The sequence below is a fragment of the Ignavibacteriales bacterium genome, assembly GCA_026390775.1.
Lineage (GTDB): Bacteria > Bacteroidota > Ignavibacteria > Ignavibacteriales > Melioribacteraceae > Fen-1258.
This window is the reverse complement of record JAPLFF010000007.1, coordinates 177,690-203,401: the sequence shown is the minus strand read 5'-3', so window position 1 is coordinate 203,401 and position 25,712 is coordinate 177,690. Positions and strand designations below refer to the sequence as shown.

19 protein-coding genes and 1 tRNA gene are annotated in these 25,712 nt (G+C 34.0%); 13 read left to right on the top strand and 7 right to left on the bottom strand.

The window, feature by feature from the left end:
* Positions 1–135: 135 nt before the first annotated feature.
* The 13 genes from NTZ27_06035 (at position 136) to der (ending at position 19,535) form a co-directional block, all read left to right on the top strand.
* Complete coding sequence (locus tag NTZ27_06035; GenBank protein MCX6174292.1) at positions 136–1,287, top strand: sensor histidine kinase; 1,152 nt, start codon at positions 136–138, stop codon at positions 1,285–1,287.
* Entirely contained in the window at positions 1,259–1,933 is a 675-nt protein-coding gene (locus NTZ27_06030; GenBank protein ID MCX6174291.1) for a response regulator transcription factor, read from the top strand. Before NTZ27_06035 ends, NTZ27_06030 begins: the two co-directional genes overlap by 29 nt.
* A 1,047-nt stretch (positions 1,934–2,980) precedes the next feature.
* The gene (locus NTZ27_06025; protein ID MCX6174290.1) at positions 2,981–3,925 is read left to right on the top strand and encodes an aldo/keto reductase; all 945 of its coding nucleotides are present in this window, start codon (positions 2,981–2,983) and stop codon (positions 3,923–3,925) included.
* Positions 3,926–4,081: 156 nt separating this feature from the next.
* Positions 4,082–4,155 (top strand) — tRNA-Glu (locus NTZ27_06020).
* Between the two features lie 125 nt (positions 4,156–4,280).
* Entirely contained in the window at positions 4,281–4,541 is a 261-nt protein-coding gene (locus NTZ27_06015; protein ID MCX6174289.1) for a (2Fe-2S) ferredoxin domain-containing protein, read from the top strand.
* On the top strand, positions 4,534–5,181 hold the full coding sequence (gene nth / locus NTZ27_06010; GenBank protein ID MCX6174288.1) for an endonuclease III: 648 nt from the start codon (positions 4,534–4,536) through the stop codon (positions 5,179–5,181). Before NTZ27_06015 ends, nth begins: the two co-directional genes overlap by 8 nt.
* Positions 5,182–5,192: 11 nt before the next feature.
* Entirely contained in the window at positions 5,193–5,762 is a 570-nt protein-coding gene (locus tag NTZ27_06005) for an HDIG domain-containing protein (protein ID MCX6174287.1), read from the top strand.
* Positions 5,763–5,995: 233 nt separating this feature from the next.
* Positions 5,996–9,949 carry a type IX secretion system sortase PorU gene (porU, locus tag NTZ27_06000; GenBank protein MCX6174286.1) on the top strand — a complete coding sequence of 1,318 codons (3,954 nt, stop codon included), beginning with the start codon at positions 5,996–5,998 and terminating at the stop codon, positions 9,947–9,949.
* A gap of 49 nt (positions 9,950–9,998) precedes the next feature.
* Positions 9,999–11,159, top strand: coding sequence for a type IX secretion system outer membrane channel protein PorV (gene porV, locus NTZ27_05995; GenBank protein MCX6174285.1), 1,161 nt, complete (start codon positions 9,999–10,001; stop codon positions 11,157–11,159).
* A 6-nt stretch (positions 11,160–11,165) separates the two neighbouring features.
* Positions 11,166–14,165: a T9SS type A sorting domain-containing protein gene (locus NTZ27_05990; GenBank protein MCX6174284.1), complete on the top strand. Its 3,000-nt coding sequence runs from the start codon at positions 11,166–11,168 to the stop codon at positions 14,163–14,165.
* A 6-nt stretch (positions 14,166–14,171) separates the two neighbouring features.
* Positions 14,172–17,285 carry a biopolymer transporter Tol gene (locus NTZ27_05985; GenBank protein MCX6174283.1) on the top strand — a complete coding sequence of 1,038 codons (3,114 nt, stop codon included), beginning with the start codon at positions 14,172–14,174 and terminating at the stop codon, positions 17,283–17,285.
* Positions 17,286–17,302: 17 nt separating this feature from the next.
* Positions 17,303–18,208, top strand: coding sequence for a hypothetical protein (locus NTZ27_05980; protein ID MCX6174282.1), 906 nt, complete (start codon positions 17,303–17,305; stop codon positions 18,206–18,208).
* A 16-nt stretch (positions 18,209–18,224) separates the two neighbouring features.
* Positions 18,225–19,535: a ribosome biogenesis GTPase Der gene (der, locus tag NTZ27_05975; GenBank protein MCX6174281.1), complete on the top strand. Its 1,311-nt coding sequence runs from the start codon at positions 18,225–18,227 to the stop codon at positions 19,533–19,535.
* Positions 19,536–19,537: 2 nt separating this feature from the next.
* Here the strand turns inward: der and NTZ27_05970 are convergent, their stop codons facing one another.
* From NTZ27_05970 to NTZ27_05940, 7 genes are all read right to left on the bottom strand, one after another.
* Positions 19,538–20,713 carry a glycosyltransferase family 4 protein gene (locus NTZ27_05970; GenBank protein MCX6174280.1) on the bottom strand — a complete coding sequence of 392 codons (1,176 nt, stop codon included), beginning with the start codon at positions 20,711–20,713 and terminating at the stop codon, positions 19,538–19,540.
* Positions 20,714–20,840: 127 nt separating this feature from the next.
* Positions 20,841–21,215, bottom strand: coding sequence for a hypothetical protein (locus NTZ27_05965; GenBank protein ID MCX6174279.1), 375 nt, complete (start codon positions 21,213–21,215; stop codon positions 20,841–20,843).
* 409 nt (positions 21,216–21,624) lie between these two features.
* Positions 21,625–22,089: an SAM-dependent methyltransferase gene (locus NTZ27_05960; GenBank protein ID MCX6174278.1), complete on the bottom strand. Its 465-nt coding sequence runs from the start codon at positions 22,087–22,089 to the stop codon at positions 21,625–21,627.
* A gap of 31 nt (positions 22,090–22,120) precedes the next feature.
* Positions 22,121–22,852 (bottom strand): MBL fold metallo-hydrolase, encoded by a 732-nt coding sequence (locus tag NTZ27_05955; protein MCX6174277.1) that lies wholly within the window; start codon positions 22,850–22,852, stop codon positions 22,121–22,123.
* Between the two features lie 18 nt (positions 22,853–22,870).
* Positions 22,871–23,284, bottom strand: coding sequence for a DoxX family protein (locus NTZ27_05950; protein ID MCX6174276.1), 414 nt, complete (start codon positions 23,282–23,284; stop codon positions 22,871–22,873).
* Between the two features lie 125 nt (positions 23,285–23,409).
* The gene (locus NTZ27_05945) at positions 23,410–23,910 is read right to left on the bottom strand and encodes a zinc ribbon domain-containing protein (protein MCX6174275.1); all 501 of its coding nucleotides are present in this window, start codon (positions 23,908–23,910) and stop codon (positions 23,410–23,412) included.
* Between the two features lie 294 nt (positions 23,911–24,204).
* The gene (locus NTZ27_05940) at positions 24,205–25,692 is read right to left on the bottom strand and encodes a serine hydrolase (protein MCX6174274.1); all 1,488 of its coding nucleotides are present in this window, start codon (positions 25,690–25,692) and stop codon (positions 24,205–24,207) included.
* Positions 25,693–25,712 lie beyond the last annotated feature (20 nt).

Here is a 25,712-nt window from a genome sequence, read left to right as displayed (position 1 = left end):
TCATAATCCATAATTTGGAATTGGGTTTATTTGTTTATAACTATTAGTTTAATAGTAAATTGTCATTGAAAAGATTAAAGTAGAAGTGTTAATTTTTTTTAGATAAAAATTTTTATAAGATGAATAGAAACGACTATGAATAGTTTGGATAATTATTTTAAGCAATTCTTAACCTTTGAGAACCCTCTATTCTTTGCATTTATATTAAGTATAAGTGTTATTGGTGTTATTATTCTAATCTTTTATAAAGTAATTCTTCCGCTTCAAAAAAAATTCGTTACTGAAAATCAAAGATTTTTATTAGAGAAAGCAGAATTAATGGCTCTCTTTGCAGAAATGGATCCGGAACCATTGATCAGAACGGATACATCCGGAAATATTATTCAAACAAATGAAGCATCTAGAAAAATATTTTCCAATATTGAAGAAAAGGAGATAAAGATTAATGAAATTTTACCGTCACTCAAGAATAAATCCGCAAACGGTACATTTACAGAAAATATCAGTGGGAAAATTTTTTCAGTTATTGCAAAAGAATATCCTCAACTAGGGATTACAAATTTTTATCTTCATGATATAACCCGATTAAAACGATATGAATCAGATCTTGAAAATTATAAGAATCGATTAAAAAATTTCGCTGATAAACTCGATAAAGATTATGATGAATTGAAAAAGTCTATTGCTGCCGAATTACATGATGACATTGGACAAAAGTTAATAATAATTAAATTAAAATTATCCAACCTGGAAGACTACGAAAAGGACGTAATTCAAACTGATTTGGAAGCTGTTTATCAAAGGGTTAGAGAAATATCAAGAACTTTAAAATTATCTGAAGTTACTAACTTAGGTCTTAAAATTAGTATTCAGAGTTTAGTACATTATATATCAGAAAGTTCTAAGATCAATGGATCATTTGAATTTCTTGGTAAAGAAGAAAAACTCAGTTCTGAATTGGAAATATGTATATATCGAGTTATTCAGGAATCATTGAATAATATTATTAAACATTCTAAAGCAAATGAATTTTCGGTGCAGATAGAGCTAAATGAGAAATATGTTAACATTGTTATTTCAGATAACGGAATTGGGATTCCCGAAGATTACTTTAACGCACGAGAGTTGAAGAGTGCAGGGACAGGTCTTTTTAGTATTAAAGAAAGAATTGAGAAGTTACGTGGAAAATTAAAAATAAATTCAAATCAAAATGAAGGAACGGTACTAGTTATTAAACTTCCCAAAGAAGGTGCAGTGCATGCGAAAAATAAGATTGCTGTTAGCTGACGATCATAATATTCTAAGACAAGGATTAGTAAATATACTTGAAAGATATGATGACTTCTGTATTGTAGCTGAAGCTGAAGATGGATATAGTATGGTAAATAAATATTTCAGTTTTCATCCAGATGTAGTTTTATGTGATATTGAAATGCCTGGTATGAACGGTCTTGAAGCAGCACAAGAAATTTTGGAAAAAGATAAAGATGCAAAGATTATTTTTCTCTCCATGCACAACTCCGATGAATACGTTTATAAGATTCTTCAAATTAACGCATACGGTTTAATCCCCAAAGAAATAATTAAAAATGAATTAGTCACTTCTATTCGAGCTGTAGCCAAAGGTGAAAAATATTTTATGGGCAAATCAGATCAAGAGGTTGAAAAAATTAAAGCAAGATTCAGCAATTTGAAAGGAGTATATGAAAGCAAAAAATCGTTGAACTTAAATTCATTGGAGGAAAAGATTTTACTGCTTGTAGCTGAAGGAAAAACAAGTCAAGAAATTGCTGATATTTTACATAAAGCAAAGCGAACAATTGATTCTTCCAGAGCAATAATTATGAATAAATTAAATCTTGAAACTTTACCACAACTTATTAAGTATGCTGTACAATATTCATTTTCTAGAAAAACGAATGGTGATAATTGATTAGCTTTTTTGTTTTAGGGAAAAATTTTTGGCCTATCTATTTTTGGGCAAATTAACTAGATCAAAACTCATTATAACTTATTAATGAACATTCCTATTCTCATACAGTATCTTTCAATTTTAATCTGGTTAGTGCCGCCGATCAGACAATACAAGACACAGTATTTTACTTTCTTTTTGATACTTGCTCTGTCCGATCCGATTCTTTATTCTATTTATTTAATTTTTGGAATCCAAGCTTTAAGATTTTATCCTATCATGACTTTTTTACTAATTATTTCTTTTAGTAATATTAAAAAACATTTTTTATGGATTACATCTTCCCTAGTAATTCTTATTCTTACTTATATTTTCAACAATGATCCGACAAGACTTTATTTTTTATGTATAATTTTGTTTACAGTTGTTTTGTTTCAAATTATAAATAAACTAATACAAATTTTAATTCAGAAAAGGCTATTGAATTTATTTCTAAGTCTGTTATTATTTTATACTTTAATAAATGAACTTAAATTCATTGCTATTGCACTTAATTTATCTCAAGGAAGTATTAGTTATTATCTAGCGACATTTACTCAAATATTTTTCGGAATTACTTTTTCTTTCATAACAATTACCACCAAAAATTTTCCTATCTCCTCAAAGTTATCATAATATGTAATTCCGACTTCGTAGTTCACAGTAAAAAAATATAATAAGACTATTGGTCCCAATACCGTAATTGTACGGTATAATAAGAGTAAATTTTATAGAGTCTCTAATAACTTTAGCAAAAAAATGCAAAATTTTGTAAAAAACGGATAATTCAAGACCTAATCTTTTTAAAAATATACCGTAATTCTACTGATGTAATTTTATTCATTCATATTTACATTGAATGGAGAAAATAAATCTCTGTATAAATCAAATCTTAAAGCCTCTCAAATAAAATATATCTTACCCCAGAGGGGGGTGGGGAAGATATTCTTAAACGCCGATCATCATTTCTGCTTTTAATATTATATTCATAAACAGAAAATATGTTTATTGATTAATCAGTAATTAAAAATGAATAAAAGACAATTAGGAAAAAACGGACCGGAACTTACAAATATTGGTTTTGGTACATGGGCAATAGGTGGTCCTTGGCAGTTCGGTTGGGGAAAAGTTGATGATAATGTTTCAATCAAAGCAATACATGCAGCTCTAGATAATGGAATTAACTGGATCGACACTGCCGCTGTTTATGGGTTTGGTCATTCTGAAAAAGTTGTCGGAGGTGCTTTAAAAGGAATTCGTGAAAATGTGTTCTTAGCTACAAAATGCGGATTAGTAAATGATGGTTTTGGAAATGCAATTAATAATCTAGATCCAAAAAGTATAAGAAATGAAATTGAAGAGAGCTTAAAACGTCTTCAAACAGATTATATTGATCTTTATCAAATTCATAAACCAGATCCCAAAGTACCGGTAGAAGATTCTTGGGGAACTTTGGTTGAATTGAAAAAAGAAGGGAAGACAAAATTTATTGGAGTTAGCACATATGATAATTCTCTTCTTGAAAAATGTATAAAGATCGAACAAGTACAATCCTTACAACCTCCATATAGTATGCTTAAGCGCGACTATGAAGAATCAATTTTTTCGTACTGCTTAAAGAAGAATATCGGAGTGGTAGCTTACAGTCCTATGCAAGCCGGCCTTCTTAGCGGAAAGTTTGATATTAATAAATTAGCAGAAGACGATTGGCGGAGAAAAAATTTCTTCTTCAAAGAACCTTATTTAAGTAAAGCTTTATCATTGGTTAAAAAATTACAACCCATCGCAAAAAAAACTGGTAAAACTGTAGGACAACTTGCGGTCGCATGGGTATTAAAGAACCCGGCAATAACTTCAGCTATTGTGGGCGATAGAACTGCCGAACAGTGCAGAGAGAATATTAAAGCTGCGGATTATATTTTAAGTGAAGATGAGATGGAAGAAATAAATAAATACTTAGAAGAGTTTCAATGATAAAGCTAATGGGAAATTGATTTAGTGTCTAACCAAACTGATAATAATATTCAGCTCGATTATGTAATTAATAGATATCAAAAATTATTTACGAGATGAACTAATATTTGTTAATTCACTCCATTAAGTTATTTTTGTGTAGCAATTAAATTAAATGGCGCGTTCGTCTAGTGGTCCAGGACGCCGCCCTCTCAAGGCGGAGATCACGGGTTCGACCCCCGTACGCGCTACTAAAGGGAAATTTATTATTTCCCTTTTTTGTAAAATATTTTTAATAAATCAAATGCCAAGATTCGAAAAACATATTTTTATTTGTGAGAACAAAAGGGAAACGGGGCATCCTAAAGGATGTTGTGTGGATAAAGGTTCGGCTGAGGTCCGTGTGTTATTTAAAAAAAGATTAAAAGAACTTCGACTCAATACAAAAGTCCGGGTGAATAGTTCCGGTTGTTTGGATGCATGTGAGTTTGGTCCTACTGTTGTAATTTATCCGGAACAAATTTGGTATGGTGGAGTGAAACGTGAAGATGTAGAAGAAATAATTCAGAATCATATTATCAATAGTAATCCGGTAAAAAGATTGTTGATTAAGGATAAGAGATTTTTAAGTGATTAACAAAAAAGATAAATCTCGTGCAAGAAAAATATTTGATATTCTTTCTAAAGAATATCCTGGTGTCCGTCCTGCATTAGAATATACATCTGCATTCGAATTATTAATCTCAACAATTTTATCTGCTCAGTGTACCGATGAGCGTGTAAATATTATTACAATAAAACTTTTCAAAAAATATAAAAAGCCTCAGGATTATCTAAAAGTATCTGCAAAGGAATTAGAGAAAGATATTTTTTCAACAGGGTTTTACAGACAGAAGGCAAAAAGTATTCGTAACTGCTGTACACAACTTATTGAAAATTATAACGGTAAAGTCCCCAAAGATTTTGACGAGTTAACAAAGTTATCCGGTGTAGGCAGAAAGACAGCGTCAGTTGTTGCGGGCAATGCATTCGGAATTCCTGCAATTGCAGTTGATACCCATGTTAAGAGATTATCTAACTTGCTTGGATTTATCAAATCAAACGATCCTGAAAAAATTGAGTACCGCTTAAAAGAATTACTACTAGAAAGTTATTGGATTAATGCGTCTCACTGGTTAGCAACACACGGAAGAAATATTTGTTTTGCTAGAAAACCGAAATGCTTTGCTTGTATACTGGCGGATGATTGTCCTTCTTTCAATCCGCGATCAAAATAGAAGGAGTAAAAATGAGTTCTAATATTATGAGAGACAGAAATTGTTGTTTATCTATTCTTCAAGAATATACTAAGAGTGATAGTTTGTTAAAACATGCTTATGCCGTAGAAACTTGTGTAAAAGCATATGCTGAAAAATTTGGTGAAGATGTTGAATATTGGAGCTGCGTTGCTCTACTACACGATTTTGATTACGAAATGTTTCCAACAGCAGAACAACATCCATACAAAGGATCGGAAATATTAAAAGAAAAAGGATTTGATGAAGAATTCAGAAATGCAATAATGTCTCATGCAGATTATACAAACATTCAACGCGATACACTTTTAAGAAAAACTCTTTTTGCATGCGATGAATTAGCCGGATTAATTACCGCTGTAACATACGTAAGACCGAGTAGATCAATTGAAGAAGTTGAAGTGAAGTCCGTTATCAAGAAAATGAAAGATAAAGCTTTTGCCAGAGCTGTTAACCGTGAAGATATTACAAAAGGCGCCGAAGCTTTAAGTATTTCTTTGGAAGATCATATAGGATTTTGTGTTAGTGCTATGAAAATGAATAAGGCCTTACTTGGTTTATAAGGATAACAGATTATGTTTCAGTCTTTGATCCATAGTAAATGAAAGGAAATAAACTCCATATATTAAATGTGATTTGATTTTATGTAATTTTGTTTTGACTTGACATCTTGGTATATCTTGCCTAAATTTTGCCCAGAAAATTTGGAGAAAAACTATATAGAGTTTGTTTACCGCTTTGAATTCCTATACTGAAGAAAATTTTTGAAAACATTACTAAATCATTCAACAGAGCGATGAAATACAAATTCTTTTTAGTTATTCTCTTTTTTATTTTAAATCTGATTGCCAATGCACAGGATTTAAGAATTTTATCTTCCGATAGATCTTCTATTGTAATTGAATATCGCCCTATCTATAAAGACACTCTAACTATTTCAGTTTCAGGTAATTCATTTAAAAAATTAAATCTGCTTGGCGGATTTATTGAGAATATTACTAAATCAGGGCTTCCACAAATTCCGGTGAGGGAAATCAATGTCGGTGTTCCGTCAGAATTGGGGAATACTATTCAAATTTTGAGTGCAGATTATTCTACATTGAACGGACAATATGTGCCTGTTCCCCAATTACAAAAAGATTCAATTTCATATGTTGAGAATTATATCGTAAGTGATAAGTATTCAAATTTTTCTGCTCCGGATATTGCTGCATTTGGTGAATATGGATTATTTAGAAACTTGCCCGTGCAATCAATTAAAATTCATCCGGTCATTTTTGATGTATCATCAAATGTTATTAAGATTTACAAAAAAATTGTTCTAAAAATTTCGTTTGCACCTTCTCCTTCTAATAGAGAATTAATACAGGATAATACTTTTCAATCCATCGTCCTAAATTGGGAGATAGCTAAGAATTGGGGAATCTCAGAAAAAAAAATACTCAAGACTTCAGCTTCAGTTTTAGCTGCAGGTGATTGGTTCCGATTCGAAGCTCCGGACGAAGGTATATATAAAATAGATAGAACTTTTTTACAAACAATTGGAATTGATGTTAATGCAACTGATTTTAATCCAAAGACAATAAAAATTTATAACAACGGCGGTTACACGCTTCCTGAAGATTTAAGTATATCAAATAATCAAGGGCTAATCGAAAATGCTATTACAGTTATTGGTGAAGAAGACGGTAGATTTGATCCCAGCGATTATATAATCTTTTACGGCAGACCTCAGGAATTTTGGGAATATAGTTCATCTGCAAAAAATATTGTCCGGATGAAACAACCTTATTCAAAAAAGAATTATTACTGGCTAACTTATGGCGGTGTTAACGGAAAACGTATTTCGAACAAGCAATCAACGAACTTCACTAATGCATATCAGCAGACTTCAACATTAGCATTTAAGAGTCTTGACAAAGACAGTGTAAATATTGGAAGAAGCGGAAGAGATTATTTTGGAGACCAGTTAGATCTCAGTACTAAAAGCAGAACATATCTTACAACTCTAAACGGCATTGTTCCATCAAGTATTATAAAATATAATTTCCGGGTTGCTAATGCTTCAACTACTATAACTCCTTATAGTGTTGAAGAAAGCGGAAGTAGGATTTATTCATCCACTGTTCCGGGTATTTATTCTTATATCTATGGAATAGAAGATATTGGTTCCGGAATTTACGGCGGACAATTATCATTGGACGAAAGAAGTAATCTAAAATTTTCAATCAACACATCATCTTCAAGTGCAAGATTATTATTAGATTATTTCGAGATAGCTTACCAAAGACAATTAACATCATTTGTCGATAATTTACTTCTCTTCTCTAAAGACACAACCGCAACGATTGAATATACGTTTACAAATTACAGTTCAATTCAATTTTTTGATATTACTGACTATGCAAATGTGAAAAATATTTCAAATGCTATAATCAGCCTCGGTCAAATAAAATTTCAAGCCGCAGAGACAAAAGGCAACGTAAGTAAATATTTTGCGGTTACATCGGCTGCCTATAAAACTCCAATTAACGGAGTAAAGATTACTAACTCGAACATTCGCGGTAATCTTAGAGGTAGTGAAATGATAGTAATAACAGCTAAAGATTTTAAGACTCAAGCTGATCGGTATGCTGCATATAGATCTCAACAATCACCTTATATATTATCAACACAAATATTCTATGTTGATGAGATTTTAAACGAATTTTCTTGTGGTTCTTTAGACCCAACAGCTATAAGAGATTTTCTCAAATTTGCTTATGAGAACTGGCAAATAAAACCTTCTTATGTTTTACTTCTAGGCGATGGTGATTATGATTATCTTAATACGGAAAAATTAAATAAAAATTTTGTTCCTGTATACGAAACGGCTGAATCACTTGATGAAATACAATCTTACCCCACAGATGACTTTTATGCACGTATCTCCGGTAATGATAAACGAATTGATATAGCGATAGGGAGATTAAACATACAAACAGCAGCTGAAGCCGATGTTGTAATTGATAAGATAATAAAATATGAAACCGGACTTGAGAAAGGATTGTGGAGAAATAATATAACGTTGGTAGCGGATGACGGACCTCAAGCAGTTGGTTACGATGATGGAAGTTTGCATACATCACAATCTGAAAACTTGGCGAATAAAAGAATTCCAAAATATTTTGATCTTGATAAAATCTATTTAGTAGCGTATCCAACAGTTTATACCGGATTGGGCAGAAGAAAACCGGAAGTTAATAAAGCAATAATAAATGCAATTAACGACGGTACATTAATTATCAACTACGTAGGACACGGAAATCCGGGTGTGTGGGCTCATGAAAGTGTATTTGAAAGATCGGCATCAATACCTCAGTTGAAGAATTCAAATTATTTTTTCTTAACAGCTGCTACTTGCGATTTCGGAAAGTATGATGATCCGACCGAACAAAGTTCAACAGAAATATTAATGAATATGAGCGGTGGAGCGATAGCTGCTTTTTCAGCTTCAAGAGTAGTTTATTCTGTTGCAAATGCTACTATAAATGATTCTCTTTACAGCAGACTTTTCCAGACCAGAGAGGCAGGAAATCTTCCGATCAGAATAGGCAAAGCTTATCTGTTAGCCAAACAATTATTAACCGAAGAGAACGATGAAAAATTTCATTTGTTCGGAGATCCGGCTATACGTTTAGACGAACCTCTCAATCCTACTTCTGTTGATTCTGTTAATGGAAAATCCTTAAAATCTTTGGTGCAGGTCAATGCATTAGGATCTGTCAAGATAAAGGGAGCAGTCAGAAACACTAATGGAACTTTAGCCCAATATAATGGCGATGCAATTGTCAGTATGTATGATTCCGAACGATCAATTTATTTTAAGGAAATGGATTACACTGTAACAATGCAGGGCGGATTGATTTATCGTGGAAGAACTTCTGTTATAAACGGTGAGTTCCAAACAGAATTTGTTGTACCAAAAGATATTTCTTATGAAAATAAAAATGGAAAGATAGTTGCATATATATCTAACAGCACATCCGATGGTGTTGGTTATTCAACTAATGTTGTTGTCGGTGGTACAAACCCGGATGCTGTTAATGATGGAAAAGGTCCCGAAATCTCTATCTATTTTGATGATATCAATTTCCAAAGTTCATATCTCGTTAATCCCGATTTTATGTTAATAGCAAAACTTTCGGATCGAACCGGATTGAATACTACAGGAACCGGTATCGGTCATAAGCTTGAAGCAATTTTAAATGATGATGAAGTTAATCCAATTGATCTTACAAATAGTTTTGTCGGCGATTTGAATTCCGGTGGTAAATCCGGATTAATAAAATATAAATTTACCGGAATGACACCTGGCGATTACAAAATAAAAGTTAAAGCTTGGGATGTATTCAATAATTTATCTTCTCAAGAAGCGAACTTCTCTGTTGTATCGAGTGATAATGGAATTGTTCTGCGTGATGTTGTGAACTATCCGAATCCGTTTTCATCAAATACAACATTTACTTTTCAGCATAATGTTGCAACTGCCATAAATGTAAAAATAAAAATTTATACAATTGCTGGAAGAATGATAAAGCAAATAGAGCAATCAAATATTCTTGATAAATTTGTCCGTATTGATTGGGATGGGCGCGACGCGGATGAAAATCAAATTGCCAACGGTACTTATCTTTACAAATTAATTGTGGAATCAAATGATGGTAAGTATAAAGATAATGTACTTGGAAAATTGGCAGTAATTAGATAAAATACATCTTAACGAAATAAAAAAAATATCTTATTTGGAGGTAGTACAAATGAAAAAAATATCGATGCTTTTGATTGTGTGTGCATTGATAATGTGGTTTAACAAGATTTCAGCTCAAGGCGAAGCAGCAGTACCGTTTTTGCTTTTAGCTCCGGACTCAAGAGCTGGCGGTATCGGCGAATCAGGTTCCGGATTAGCAGATAACTCTGCTGCTATTTTTTGGAATCCAGCCGGCATTGCATTTTTAACCGGATCGGAAATCAGTTTCACTCATAGCAATTGGCTTCCGGCATTTAATCTTGACCTTTTTTACGAATATGCAACTTATCGTCAATACATAGAAGATCTAAGCGGCAGCGTAACTGCTAGTGTAACTTTTATGAACTTTGGTGAATTTGTAAGAACAAGTTCAAACTCTCCTGACCCCATTGGAACATTTAGATCATTCGATGCGGCATTGACTCTGGGTTATGCAACTAAGTTAAGTAATAGTTGGGGACTTGGATTTAATTTCAGATTAATACATAGCCGTTTGGCAGATAAACCAACTGAAGCAGAACAAGGCAAAGGCGTTGCAACTTCAGTGAGCTTTGATGTTGCTGCAATGTGGCGTCCCGAACATTTTGAAATACCGTTCTTGGGTGATCTTGGAAATCAATTTAGTCTTGGTATGAACTTAAGTAATTTGGGACCAAAAATTTATTACATAGACCAAGCTCAAGCAGATCCGATCCCGACAAATCTACGTCTGGGGTTGGCAGCAAGAATATTTCAAGATGATTACAACTCCCTTACTTACACATTAGATTTTAGTAGACTCTTGATTGGTGTTGCAGATAGTACTGGAAAACGCCCCGATTTTTACAAAGCAATATTTACATCTTGGACAGATAGGCCATTCAGTGAAGTAATGAAAGATGTTGTTACTTCTATGGGATTGGAATATTGGTATGGTAATGTTGCAGAAGGATTTCAGTTTGCATTACGTGCTGGTTTCTTTTACGAAGATCCTGATCATGGAAATAGAAAATTCATAACACTTGGTGCAGGTATCCGTTATGAAACATATGGTTTTGATTTTAGTTACATAACTACAGATATATTTAAAGGAACTGAAAATCATCCTCTATCAAATACACTTCGTTTCACTCTTTCGGTCGGATGGGGATCTCAAATAAAACCTACATTGGGTTTCCCGCGCGGAATATAAACCGAAATGAAAAAAGTTTTTTTGATCATACTTATGATTATTGGATTGGGCAGTTTATCTGCCCAATCTTTTGTAAAACCGTTTAACTCAGGTTTTAATCAAAACAGATCTGTACAATCTAATGATACATTGAAAATTCTTGCTGTCATTGTAGATTTCCAGGAAGATAAGTACGATGCAACAATTGGTACCGGAAAATTCGGCTCTCATTATACTCAAGATTATGGCAAAGCAATACTAGATCCGCTTCCGCATGATTCAACTTATTTTTCAGATCACCTCCTCTTCGCTAAAAATTATTATCAAAAAGTCTCCCGCGGCAAATTAAATATTACTTATAATGTTCTCCGTGATGTTATAACTGTTTCTAAAACAATGCGGGATTACGTCCCGGCATATCAATCAAAAGATTTTACTCCACTAGCAAATTTTGCAAGTGAAGTTTGGAAACTCGTAGACGAAAAATATTCTAACATTAAATTCTCTGACTATAATCTCTTCATAATATTCCACGCCGGTGTTAGCAGCGGTTTAGACCTCGGAACTTTTTCGATTGATCGTAACTTGCCTTCGCTTTATTTAGGACAAAATGCTTTCAAGAAAGTATACGGAGATCAGTTTACCGGAATTTCCACTCGAAGTGGCAAGATCATAAATTCAATAATACTTCCCGAAACAGAATCGAGAGAACTAACTGCAATTGATAATTCTAAATTGTTGCAGCAAATTACAATTAACGGCGAATTGGTTAATAACATCGGTAACTATCTTGGTCTGCCGGATTTGTTTAATACGGAAACGGGGCTTAGCGCTATTGGAAGATTTGGCCTAATGGATGGACAGGCAATCAGTGCAAACTTTGGAATGTTTCCGCCTGAACCATCACCGTGGGAAAAAATGTTTTTAGGTTGGGAACAACCGGTAACTCTCAGCATCAATAATTTCCACCCAAAAATTGCGGCAAGATTAACAGCTTCTATACAAGATACTTCTCTTCTAAAAGTGCCGATTAATTCATCAGAATATTTTCTAGTGGAGAATAGGCAGCAAGATGCAAACAAAGATAAAGTTAAAATTACTTACAAAAGGAACGGACAAACATTTAATACAATAATTCAAGCCGATACAAGCGGATTATTCAACGTAACACCGGATAAAATTGACGGCGGTGTAGTGATTGATGTTGATGAATTTGATGCGGCTGTTCCCGGAAACGGAATTGTTATTTGGCATATTGATGAAAAAATAATAAATGATAAACTTTCAGATAATAAGATCAACAGTGATCCAAACGCAAGAGGTGTTTATGTTGAAGAAGCCGATGGAATTTTTGATATAGGCAAACGGTTTGATACAATTTTTGGGATTGCCATCGGAGAAGGAACTAACGAAGATTTTTGGTATTCCGGCAACAAGGCAAAATTATACAAGAACAAATTCAGTCCCGATTCAAAACCAAATACAAATTCTACCAGCGGTGCAAACAGTTTGATCACAATGGAAAATTTTTCTACAATATCAAATAAGATGAGTTTTGATATCAGCTACAACAGCGGAAACTTAAACTTGATTTCTTCATCAAATCTAAATTTAACTAGCGGGCAAAAATATTTATCCGCTGCCGTATCTGGCAGTAAAAAATATATTTATGTAACGGACAATAAAACAACTTACGTCTATGATTACTTTGGTAGTGAGTATGCAACATTTCCGAATTTCAGCAATACTGCACCGGCATTAATTGATCTTAATGGTCAAATTAGGTTTGTTGGTACCGACAGCAATACAGTTAAACTGAGAGGCGGTACTGCGGCAGATCTTCAGCTACCGTCACAGATCAGCGCAACAGCTGTTATTGATCAAACAGGCAGCAATGCTAAAGCTTACGTTGGAACTTCTGATGGAACTTTATATGTAAGCAATAATTTAGCTGAAGCTTTTAGCAATTTTAATTTTAAATTTACTGTTGTGGCAAAAACTGTAAATGAACCGATCAAACAAATTAGTGCAGCGCCAAATTATTATTCTTATATAACTCAAAATTACTTTGTTGATGCAAATCAGTCGCAAATACATTTATTAAATCCTTCCATTAAATTGATCAGTACACAAAGTAAAGATTCAAATCCGATCAGTATTGTTCTTACAGAAAAAAATGGTTTTGATATAATTGTCAATGGGAAATTGCAAAAAACATTTGTAGTTAATTCTTCGGTGATGATTAAGAATTTTTCAGTTGCAGATCTGTTCAATGATGGTCAAAACTATATTTTGATTTCAAACGGCAATTCTGTTGAAGCTTACAATTTCGAAGGAGTGATGGCCAAAAATTTTCCGTTTACAATTACAATGGGAGAAAATTTTATTGGAACACCCTTAGCTGTTGATCTAAACCGGGATGGATTTTCCGAAGTAATTGGATTCACAGATAAAGGGAATATCATTGCGATTAATCCTATCACAGGAAAACTTGTTGATGGATTTCCAATTTCAAGCGGCGCTAAAATTTCTACTACACCAATATTGATTGCTGAAGAATTACCAACTATGGGACCTCTGCCAATTTACAAACCTTACCTTGTACTTATTAATCAAACAAATCAACTATATGTTTGGAATATTGCACCAACGCAAGGGAAATCATATTGGAGCGGAGAATACGGAGATGCAATCAATTCTTCTTTTGTTGCGGTGCCATCATCATCGCAGCAAGTAACAGATTTCTTTCCTGTGAATAAAGCTTACAACTGGCCTAATCCGGTTTACGGCAGCTCAACAAATATTCGTTATTACGTTTCGGAAGATTCCGATGTGAAAATAAAAATAGTAGATCTTGCCGGAGAATTGGTTGCGGAATTGAATAGTAAAGCAAGAGGCGGATTTGATAACGAAACTGTTTGGGACGTTTCTAAAATTCAAAGCGGTATTTATTATGCTTATCTCGAAGTAAAAGGCAGCAGCGGAAATTCTGCGAACAAGATCATAAAAATTGCGGTTGTAAAATAATATTTGATGAAAAAACTATTTCTAATATCGTTCTTAATTTTATCCTACAGAGTTCTTGCTCAAATCAGTGATTATAATCCCGACTTTAACTGGCTTACTATCAAAGGCAAACATGTTCGCGTACATTATCATGAAGAAGCCGAACGCACCGCAAAGACAGTTGCTAAAATTGCCGATGAAGTTTGGGGACCGATAACTTCTCTTTATCAATATGAACCGGATGTAATTGATTTTGTAATTAAAGACATTGATGATTATTCGAACGGTGCAACTTATTTCTTTGATAACAAAATTGAGATCTGGTCATCATCGCTCGATTTTGATCTTCGCGGAACACACAATTGGCTACGCAATGTAATCTCGCACGAGTTTACACACATGGTCCAGATTCAGGCTTCAATGAAGTTATCGCGAACTTTTCCAATACTTTATCTTCAATTCATGAATTACGAAGATAAACGCAGACCCGATATACTTTTCGGTTTCCCAAATTTTATTGCATCATATCCGATACCGGGAATAAATGTTCCGGCTTGGTTTGCCGAGGGAACTGCACAATACATGCGCAAAGAATTCAACTATGATAGTTGGGATACTCACCGCGATATGATCTTGCGCAGTTATGCATTGAATGATAAGATGCTAACATGGAATCAGATGGGTGTGTTTGATAAAACCAGTCTTGGTAATGAATCAGTTTATAATTCCGGTTTTGCACTTGTAAGATATTTAGCACAGAAATATGGCGAGGATAAACTCCGCGAGATTAATAATAAACTTTCCAAATTAACAAACTTCACGATTGATGCGGCGTTCAAAGATGTACTTGGCAAGGATGGAAATGAAGTTTATGATGAGTGGAGTAAATTCTTAAAATCCGATTACAAAAAAAGAATTGCCGAAGTTGAAAAAAATCAAGTTGCCGGAGAGATGATCTGCAAAGAAGGATTCGGAAATTTTTATCCTGTCTTTTCGAATGATGGTTCAAAAATATTTTACATTTCAAATAAGTCGAACGACTATTTCAGTTCATCTTTTTTGTATATGCTTGATCTGAAAACAAAAGAAGAAAAAGAAATTATTTCACAAATTCGTTCTAGTGTAAGTGTCGTTCCCGGAACAAATAAAATTGTATATTCAAAGTTGAGCGATAGTAATCCGCGTCTTGTCAATATTCACGATCTATATATTTATGATCTCGATGAGAAGAAAGAAATTCGTTTAACATTCGGACTTCGTGCTAACAATCCTTCCGTTTCGAACGACGGTAAGAAAATAGTTTTTATTTTTCAGAATGACGGAACTGTTAATCTTGGTATGGTTGATATTGACGGAAAGAGCCTGCCTACCGGACATGCAGGTTTTAAGCAACTTACTTTTTTTGATAAAGGAGAACAGGTTTTTAATCCGAAATTTTCCACTGATGATACATTCATCCTTTTTGATTATTCATATAGTGATAACCGCGATGTTGCACGAATCAATTCGGATGGTTCAAATTACAAACTGATTACAACATCAAATGCAGATGAACGAAATCCGATTCAAGCAAAAAACGGAAAATTATATTATTCAAGCGATAAGTCCGGCATATTCAATATTTACTCGCTTGATCTTACTACAGGAGAGAAGAAGCAGATAACAAATGTAACAGGCGGGGCATTTATGCCGGCTGTTAATACAAATGGAGATCTTGTCTATACCGGTTATAACGCTGATGGATTCAAAATATTTTTCTTACCAAAGAATGATGAATTAAAAATTGATCCCGCAAACAAATATGTTTGGATTGGTAATCCGCCATTGGGAGAGGATAAACCAAAAGGGGACTTAGCTAAATTTAATATCAATGCTTTAAGAAATTTTGACGACAAAGAGTTATCAATTTACACTCCGGAAAAATATTCCGGTTTCTTTTCGAAGATAAGCATATTGCCGTTCATTAGATTCGATAATTACAATACATCAAATTCCGGTTTAGATAGAATCAAACCTGGAGTTTATGTTGCATCAAGTGATGTGTTGAACCGTTTCTCAATTTTTGGAAGCGCTTCATTGAACAGAAGAATGGAACGCGATCTTTTTTTACAATTCGAATACAAGAATAAAATTCCGTTGCTCTATAATCTCGGATTAAAACCTCAGATTGGTTTTGAAATTTACAGTATTAGCCGTAAAAATAATATTAATCTTCCTTTCGGAATAGATTCTACATTTATTCCGCCGAGGGTTGATTATAACATTCCTGCCGAAGTCACATATAATTTATTTGAAGTTGATTTTATTGCTCGGCACAAAATCTTTTCGGAAGGGAATAATATTGAATCGCGATTTATTTTCAGCCAATATGTTTCAACACTAAGCAGTTTTATTTTACCCGAAAGCGGAAATTATTTATATCCGGCAAGTGATGATAAATATTATATCGGCAGAAATATTCAAATTAAATTCACACACGAAGAAATTAAACCGCAGATAGATTCCGATATCAATCCGGTAGGTAGAAAAGTTGAGTTTCAGTACAACTATGAATTTAACCGTTTTAATAATGAGGGTAATTACACTGTAGTTGGCGGATTTCTTGAACCGCTTTACAATGATTTTAATTTTCACAGACTTGAATTGAATTGGAGAGAATATTTTGCTTTAGGATCGGGGCAAACATTAACCGCCCAATTCCGTGCGGGTTCAATTCTCGGCAAAGCAGTCCCGGATTTTTTTGATTTCTATCTTGGCGGATTAATCGGTATGAAGAGTTATCCTTTCTATGCTGTTAGCGGTAATAAAGTCGGGTGGATAAACCTTACTTATCGGTTTCCGCTCTTCAAAAATATTGATACACGCATAGGACATTTGTACGTTGATAAAATTTACTTATCTGTTTACGGAGATTTTGGAAATGCATGGACAGGAGAATTTCCATCACTTAATAATTTTAAGAAGGGTGCCGGTGCAGAAATAAGAATTAAGATGAATTCATTTTATTTATTCCCGACAAGTTTATTCTTCAACGCCGCTTATTCATTCGATAAATTTTCCAGAAAGATCTTAGGAGAAAATGTTTCTTACGGCAAAGAATGGAGTTTCTATGGCGGAATACTTTTCGATTTTAGTCTATAATTATTTTGGGTGATAAGATGAAAAAAATATATTTATTAATTGTTGTCAGTTGTCAGTTGTCAGTTGTCAGTGGGCAGTCTAGTTTATCAGGTTCATTAAACTTGGATTCAAAAATTTCTTTTGATAGATCAGAAAAGATTTATAAGGATGAGACTAAGAATGTAAACAATAATAAAAAATCCCCTTTATTAGCCGGTGTCTTATCATTTGCAGTGCCCGGTGCTGGAGAGTTCTATTCTGAAAGTTATATTAAATCTGCAGTTTTCGTAGCTTTGGAAGCCGCAGCGATAACCATAGGATTGATCTATGATAAAAAAGGCAATGATCAAACAAATTTTTTCCAAAACTATGCTGATGGAGCTCAAGGATGGTCTGTGCTCAGATATGCTCAATGGACTTTGATTCATATCAAGGATCTTAATCCAAATCTTAACCGCAGTGATTATGAAAATAAAGTAATTCAAAACGGAAAAGTAAATTGGAATGAACTGCACATTTTAGAAACTGCAGTTGCAGGCAGAAACGGACAGGATGGGTCAGTGCCCGGCAGTTATTATTCTCATAATCTACCCCTTTACGGTGAACAGCAGTACTATGAACTTATCGGTAAGTACCCGCAATTTGCTGTCGGATGGTATGAGTTCAGCGGAACGGATTTAAATAAACCTTTTGTTTATGGTGATCCTCTCCCTCAACAATTTCTTGATTATTCAAAAATGCGCGGTGATGCAAATGATTTTTATAACGTCGCTTCCAAAGCTGTGATAGTTGTGGTTGTAAATCATATTATCAGTGCGTTAGATGCAGCATGGTCCGCACATGGTTATAATAGTAGTCTTCAGATGCATGCAAGCATTGAAAAGTATAACACTGGTTTTAATACCGTATATTACCCTCAATTAAATTTGCAGTATAGTTTTTAACATATTCTAATCAAAAATGAGCACACCTTTAGTTTTAATTGTCGGAAGACCGAATGTTGGTAAATCAACTCTGTTCAACCGTCTTACACATAGCACAACAGCGATTGTTGATGACACAAGCGGAGTTACACGCGACCGGATTTACGGCGATGTTGAGTGGAATGGAAAATATCTCCGTGTGATTGATACAGGCGGATACGTACCAAACTCAGAAGATCTTTTTGAAACTGCAATTAGGGAACAGATCGAAATTGCAATGGATGAGTGCGATGCGATACTTTTTGTTGTTGATGGTAGAATCGGATTAACACCAATTGATAAAGAAGTTGCCGACATTCTTCGAAAATCAAGCAAACTGGTTTTTCTTCTTGTTAATAAAAGCGATACACCTAGTTATGAAGTGACAACGGCAGATTTTTATTCGCTAGGACTTAAACATCTCTATGATGTTTCAGCACTCAACGGAAGAAATCTCGGCAATCTTCTTGATGATTTGATGACCCACTTGCAATTTTCGGATGAGATTGATACTGAAACACGTCTGCGTCTTGCAATCATTGGTAAACCGAATGTTGGTAAATCTTCTCTGGTAAATGCTCTGCTCGGTTATGATAGAACAATCGTAACAAATATTCCCGGAACTACAAGAGACAGTATTGATTCCATATTAAAATATTATGGCGAAGAAATTGTTCTTGTTGATACAGCCGGACTTCGTAAGAAAACAAAAATTAAAGAAAATATTGAATTTTTTTCCAATGTGCGGACGTACAAAGCGCTTTGGAGTAGTGATGTTGCAGTTCTATTATTGGATTCTACTTTGGGAGTTGAAAAACAAGATCAGAAAATTATTGATGAGGCAGTCCGAAGAAGAAAAGGATTGATCCTTGCCGTTAATAAATGGGATCTTCTCGAAAAAGATACAGGCACAGCTAAAATATATACCGATGCCATTCACGATAAAATGGGTTCAATTGATTATGTGCCGGTAATTTTTATCTCTGCTTTGACAAAGCAAAGAATATTTAAGCTGATCGAAATTGCAAAAAAAGTCCATGATGAAAGACATAAAAAAATTCCTACTCATGTACTTAATGAAGTACTATTACCCGAAATTGAAAACACCCCGCCGCCGTCTTCTCCAACAGGCAAAGAAGTGAAAATTAAATATATTACTCAAGTTGGCGATCATTATCCTATCTTTATTTTCTTTGCTAACGAACACAGATTTATCCCCGATCACTACAAAAGATTTTTAGAAAAGATGATCCGCAGACATTTTGGTTTTGAAGGTGTGCCGATAACTCTTTCGTTCAAAGCAAAATAAAATTATGTATGAAACACCGGAGGCGGATTAAGAAAAGTGTTATAATCCTTTAATGATATTGATCTTGTACTAACTGCATTAGTGTAAATAATTTTTAACTTATTGATAAAAGAATCTTTACTAAAATATCTTTCCACATGATTTCTTGCGGCAACACCAAATTGCTTTCTTCTAATTGGATCATTAATTAACAAATTTAGTTTCTGCTCCATATCATATTCATTTTTTCTTTGGAATAACAATGAAGTCTTTCCGTTCACAGCAATATCAAGAACGCCGCCGTAGTTTGTACAGACCGTAGGTAATTTCATACTCATTGCTTCAATCAAAGCAATACCAAAAGCTTCATCGTGAGATGGGAAGACAAAAATATCGAATGCTGCTAAAACTTCTGGTATATCATTTCGGTACCCGGTAAAAATTAATTTATCATGTAATCCTAAGTCGTATGCAAGAGATTTTACTGAAGCTGCATATTTATCCTCACCTCGGCTTGCTTCACCTACGATCATGAATTTTAAATTTTTATGTTTTAACAATAATTGTTTTGCTGAGTGCAAAAACTCCTCATGACCTTTACCGAAAGTCATTCTCGCATTCATCCCGATTAATAGTTCATCATCGCTTATATTGAATTCCTTTCTAACCTTTGATCGGTCTATCAATGCCGGATTAAATTTGTTAACGTCAACAGGATCATGTAGCAAACAAATATGATCATCATTCAGCGGGGTAGTTTCAATAAGATTTTTTTTTATAACATTGCTGATTGCAAAAATCATATTAACACGATGATAGATCCAACGGTGAAGAAGATCTTTCTTTTTAATATATGAACCAACATGTTTTGTTAGAAATAACGGAATATTTATCGAGGATAGTTTTAATGCGGGGACGACTAGCCACAAATCCTTTGAGGCTTCTGCATGGATTACATCAAAATTTTTATTTCGTAAATGCTGATTTAAGTTGAAAATTAGTTTAGGACAGAAATAATGATCGAAAGGAAATTGAAAAACCGGAATTTTATTTCTTACTGCTTCTCTATGAATTCTGGATCCCGGGTAACAAAGCAGTTCAACTTCATAGCCAAGTTCTAAAAGAAATTGGGAGGTTTGGAGCGCGTACATTTCCATTCCGCCCCAACTTTTTGAAAGACATGTCTTTAAAATTTTCATCTGCCGCACTCAAAATTGACAATTAATAAATACATCCTTCGTATTATTAGTCACTGTGAAGTGCGAAAAAGTTTAAAGGGAATTGAACTTAAATAAGAACTCTAACCTTATTTTACTTTCTTTACATTTATCTTTCTGGTGAGTATCTAAAACTCTTTATGATTAACTCCACCTCATTACCGTCGGAAGGGGGTTGCCCCGAACGAAGCCAGAAGTTTATATAAACCGGCATTGGCATTTGCGGAATGTAGTCACTATTGCTGTTTGATACCAATGTTGAAGATGGAATAAAACTCCATCTTCTTATTTCATTAATATCATCATCACGATGACCCGCCAGGATTTGAAATAATAGGGAATCCGAATTCCATTTGTAGCGGTGAGTTGTATAAGTCCCCGATAATCTAATTACAAAATTATCATTGGTATAATCCAATCCGCTTTTAGAAGGATAAACACTGAAGTTACCGACCTCAGCAGAATCATTACCAAACTTTGCCATTTCAATATCAATTTCATTTTGCCCATCAGGTCCTCGGTATTGAAATAAACCGAGCACAATATTTTTGTCGAATGAATCTATACGGCCAATTACATTCCATTGATAAGTCCCAAATGAAAGCGCCTCAGTCGAAATAACTTCCGCGCAATACCATTTGTTATCGGTTTTAGAATAAGAAATTTTTAGATGAAGCTGATCTAACGAATCAACCCAAGCGTTGTTTCCCGACCAGTTATTATTTCCCGGCGGGGTTCTTACTGAAGTTGATTTGATCTTCCATTCTCTTCCGGCAAACTTTAATGTTTGTCCAATGTTAACAAAAGAAACAAGAAGTATAATCGTACAAGTTATTAATGATGTTCTAATAATTTTCTCTTTTCATTTATGAGGTTGTCACAGCATAAGTTTGTCACCAGTAATTTTTCATAAGTTCAGTAACCCAATTTGGCTGCTTAACTTTTGAAATGTCATTAGGTAAGTACTCTTTGAAAACTGGTTTTATATCAATAACCGGTGTTTGATCAATCGCATCTAAACCTTGAACATAAATTCTTTTGCCTTCAACTTTTAATATTTCGCAAATAGTTGTGCCTAATAGATTTGGTCTTGCTTTTTTCCTTTGTGAAAAGATTCCAACTTTTGGCCAATTTGGGTTTTCACGCGGATGTTCTGACTTACTAACTATTTCTGATGGATTTACTTTATGGAAATGGTAAATTACTTCTAAATGAGAGAACTCATGCAAGCCATCAAGACTTTCTTCAGAAAAATTATTATTAAGTTCTATCCAAGATTTTACTTCCTTCCAATTATCGTCAACCGCTTCTTTGCGCTCAGAATAAACATATCCAATTGGTTCAATAGTAATTTTCATTTATAATCCTATTTTAGAATGCAAAAAAAATCTAATTCATTTTTCGAATTCGCACTTCACAATCTTTCTTGTCTTTCAAAAGTTCTACCAACTCATTCACGTTGGAATTCGCATAATGATATGGATAAAGAATTTTCGGGTTGAACATTTTAACAGCTTTTACGACCATAACCGGAGTCATAGTATAGGGCAAGTTCATAGGAAGAAAAGCAATATCAATCCCGTTAAGATTTTTCATCTCTGGAATATTTTCTGTATCACCGGCTATATAAACTTTCACATTTGAAAAGGTTAACACATAACCGTTTCCCACTCCTTTCGGATGAAAAGCTTCTCCGGTTTCTCTTTTATTAATGATGTTATAAGCCGGTACTGCAGAAATTTTAATTCCTTTATAAGAAGCTGCTTCACCGTTCTTCAGAACAGTTCCGCCCGTCGCTGTTGGAAGAGATGCTTCATTGCAGAATAATTTTGTATCATCTTTTTTTATCACTTCAATTGCTTTTGGATCAAGATGATCAGGGTGATCATGAGTGATTAAAATTATATCAGCTTTTGGTAATTTGGAATAATCAGCGTATCTGGAAACCGGATCAATATGAATTATCATATTATTAAATTCAAAAATTAAGGATGCATGACCAATAAAAGTTATATTAAGATCACCGGCTGATGTTTTTATTATATCGGTAATAAAATTATTCTGTGCTTTTAGAATATAAACCGATAATAACAAAACTATTATTGTAATTAGATTTCTCATTTCTTCACTCCTAAATTTTTATTTCCCGCGCTTCGCATCTAGACTCCACAATCCTGCACCGGCAGCCGAGAAATAGAGCCAGACAAAACAGTAGAGTATAGCAGGCACTCCTCCGTTCATAATAGGCCAAAAGCCCTTTGGAAAGTGAAATTGAAAATAAGCTACAGCCATCTCACCAGCTAAAATAAATGCAACTGGACGAGTAAAGAGACCAAGTAAAATCAAACTGCCGCCGAACACTTCGAGTAAACCGCCAAGGCCCATCTGGGATATTAGAGGAACAGTGCCGCCATTTGGAAGCATTCCAATCGGGAAAGCGAAGAGCTTCATTGTGCCAGTAAGTATGAATATGAATGCAGCTACGATTCTAAGAACACTGAGCAAGTACGGTTCCATCGCTAACCACTTATTTTTAATAATTGTTATGTTCATGATGCATCCTCTTTTTTTGGCAGTCAAGGTTCTAACTTGACTGAAAACTATTTAGTTATTTCTGTCAAGTTTACCCGTTCATCTTTCTTGGCGGGGATTGGTTCTTGACGACCGAGCAAAAGTAATTAACTTCCTCCCGCTCGAGCTCTTTTAATTGCATCTCTTGTAATACCTAATTCCTTAGCTAACCGGTTTGGTTTTCGGTTAACCATAATCAAAACTATTACTAATAATATTCCTCCTAGCATAAAACTTCCCATAGCAAGAAAGAGAATTACATTTAAAACAAGCAGCCCAACAAAAACCATAATAATGTTTTTATCTGCTTCCAGTACTGCTTCTTTCCATTCATCAAATTTTTCCGGATCAACCCCCGGAAAATCTTCAGCGGTTAATTCCTTAAATTTCTTTGGTCCAACGGATTTTTGAGGTAAATCGAAATTACATTGCGGACATTTTAAATCTGTGTTAGAGATTTCACTTCCGCAATTTGAACATGTTTTCTTTTTTGTAACTACTTGTGAATAAGGTTTGTGCTTTTCCATACCGGTTAGAACACGATTACCAGTTTTAGAATCAACAAAATACACTTCCCCATCTTGTGTGGCTATTCTTTTAAGTGCCATTTTCTTGTTCCTTATTAGTTTGACAAACGTTGTTGCGCTTAAACCGCCGCCCAAAAAAAGAATGGCGGTTATATCAACCTGCCTACCGCAGGCAGGCGCAACTATTTATTTAAAATCAGTTTGTTTACTAATCACACACTAAAAGAACAACTTGCACTGAAAGACCAAACCCTAAAAACTCACTACAACCGATTCGAACTTGTCTGCCGTAGGCAGAGAAGCGGTCGGGCTGAGACGCGGGTTATGTGCAATCTTTATATTGCATTTATCAAATTGCTTTTTAATAATTTATTATTATTTTATTTTTATTAGAGCTAACGCTTTTTCATATTCTTCACTAAACTCTTTATTCTCAGAATTGCTGTTATACAAATCAACGCATTTTCTCAAATATTTTATTGCACTTTCGTTTTTATTATCGCTTAATAATTTGCCTAATGAATAATTCAGCAAGAATGAGTTTGGAAATTCTTGAATCGCTAGCTCATAAATTTTATAAGACTCATTTTTTAATTCGTATTTATTATACAGTTCTTTTCCCAGTTGATTGAATTCATTATCATTTATAAAATAATTTTTATTTTCCTTGAGTGTATAATACTTTCTAATAGCTGCATCAATATTTTCTTGACCGATTATGTAACCCAAATCTTTTGCAATGGACTTTTTAGGTAATGAATATTCTTTACCATAAAGTATGTCAATAATCTCATTTGTAGTGAAATAATCAAACTTAACTCCGAGTTCTGTTCGGAAATAATTGTTTTGAAAGAGAATAATATCCGTGGAATCTTGAACAATTCTGGTTAAATATGCTTTATATCCATCTGTGCTTCCGCCATGACTTATCAAGGTTAATGAATCACCGTTAATAATACGGTTGGTAATCCACCATCCATAACCATAATATTGCCAGTCCTTAATATAAGGCGTAAACATTTTTTTGTATAAGTCTTTTGATAAAAGTTCTTGAGTTTTAAAACACTCGTTACTGAATTTGGCTAAATCTTCGACGGTTGACAAAATTCCTCCGGAACCTTTGACATGGCACATTTCAAGATAAGAAGGGTTCATATAACCTTCTAATAAATGATACTCATAACCGTCAGCTCGCTTTGTATCGATATCGAGATTTTTATCATGTTTTGTGTTTTTCATTTCTAGTGGTATAAAAATTCTTTCTTTTAATAGATCGCCAAAATCTTTCTTTGTTACTTTCTCGCAAATTATAGCAAGAATGTTATAGGCAATTCCACTATACTGAAAACCGGTTCCAGGTTCAAATTTTGATTCAACTTCATTGATTAGTTGTAAATATTGGTCTGAATTATAAATCCATCGAACTCGTTTCTTTGAATAATTCGGAACTGCCCCATGATCAGGAATACCGGATGTGTGCGTTAACAGTTGATGAATCGTTGCTTTATTTTTTGCCGGCCCGGAATATTCAGGGATATAATCATTAATGGTAGCATTTAAATTTATTAATCCATCGTTTACTAATATTAGTGTCATTAAAGCAGTAAATGGTTTTCCAATAGAACCGATTAAAAATTTAGAATCGACAGTGTTAAGTATATCCCATTCACGATTTGCATATCCAAAGGCGTTCTTATATATAATCTTTTCGCCTTTTTTAACAAGAATTGTTCCATTGAATTGTCCATTTTCAGCGTAGGCATTCATCAACTCGTTTATCTTGTATTCTGCACTTTGCGAGAATGCAATGGAAGTTATCATTAAAAAACATAAAAGTAATGTTGTAAATAAATATTTTCTCATTTTTGTTTCCTTTTATTAAA

What these genes read in the sequence shown, in the direction of transcription:
- NTZ27_06035 (MCX6174292.1), top strand. Translation starts at nt 136, where the DNA reads ATGAATAGTTTGGATAATTATTTTAAGCAATTCTTAACCTTTGAGAAC.
- NTZ27_06030 (MCX6174291.1), top strand. Translation starts at nt 1,259, where the DNA reads ATGCGAAAAATAAGATTGCTGTTAGCTGACGATCATAATATTCTAAGA.
- NTZ27_06025 (MCX6174290.1), top strand. Translation starts at nt 2,981, where the DNA reads ATGAATAAAAGACAATTAGGAAAAAACGGACCGGAACTTACAAATATT.
- NTZ27_06005 (MCX6174287.1), top strand. Translation starts at nt 5,193, where the DNA reads ATGAGTTCTAATATTATGAGAGACAGAAATTGTTGTTTATCTATTCTT.
- porU (MCX6174286.1), top strand. Translation starts at nt 5,996, where the DNA reads ATGAAATACAAATTCTTTTTAGTTATTCTCTTTTTTATTTTAAATCTG.
- porV (MCX6174285.1), top strand. Translation starts at nt 9,999, where the DNA reads ATGAAAAAAATATCGATGCTTTTGATTGTGTGTGCATTGATAATGTGG.
- NTZ27_05990 (MCX6174284.1), top strand. Translation starts at nt 11,166, where the DNA reads ATGAAAAAAGTTTTTTTGATCATACTTATGATTATTGGATTGGGCAGT.
- NTZ27_05985 (MCX6174283.1), top strand. Translation starts at nt 14,172, where the DNA reads ATGAAAAAACTATTTCTAATATCGTTCTTAATTTTATCCTACAGAGTT.
- NTZ27_05980 (MCX6174282.1), top strand. Translation starts at nt 17,303, where the DNA reads ATGAAAAAAATATATTTATTAATTGTTGTCAGTTGTCAGTTGTCAGTT.
- der (MCX6174281.1), top strand. Translation starts at nt 18,225, where the DNA reads ATGAGCACACCTTTAGTTTTAATTGTCGGAAGACCGAATGTTGGTAAA.
- NTZ27_05970 (MCX6174280.1), bottom strand. Translation starts at nt 20,713, where the DNA reads ATGAAAATTTTAAAGACATGTCTTTCAAAAAGTTGGGGCGGAATGGAA.
- NTZ27_05965 (MCX6174279.1), bottom strand. Translation starts at nt 21,215, where the DNA reads ATGGCAAAGTTTGGTAATGATTCTGCTGAGGTCGGTAACTTCAGTGTT.
- NTZ27_05960 (MCX6174278.1), bottom strand. Translation starts at nt 22,089, where the DNA reads ATGAAAATTACTATTGAACCAATTGGATATGTTTATTCTGAGCGCAAA.
- NTZ27_05955 (MCX6174277.1), bottom strand. Translation starts at nt 22,852, where the DNA reads ATGAGAAATCTAATTACAATAATAGTTTTGTTATTATCGGTTTATATT.
- NTZ27_05950 (MCX6174276.1), bottom strand. Translation starts at nt 23,284, where the DNA reads ATGAACATAACAATTATTAAAAATAAGTGGTTAGCGATGGAACCGTAC.
- NTZ27_05945 (MCX6174275.1), bottom strand. Translation starts at nt 23,910, where the DNA reads ATGGCACTTAAAAGAATAGCCACACAAGATGGGGAAGTGTATTTTGTT.
- NTZ27_05940 (MCX6174274.1), bottom strand. Translation starts at nt 25,692, where the DNA reads ATGAGAAAATATTTATTTACAACATTACTTTTATGTTTTTTAATGATA.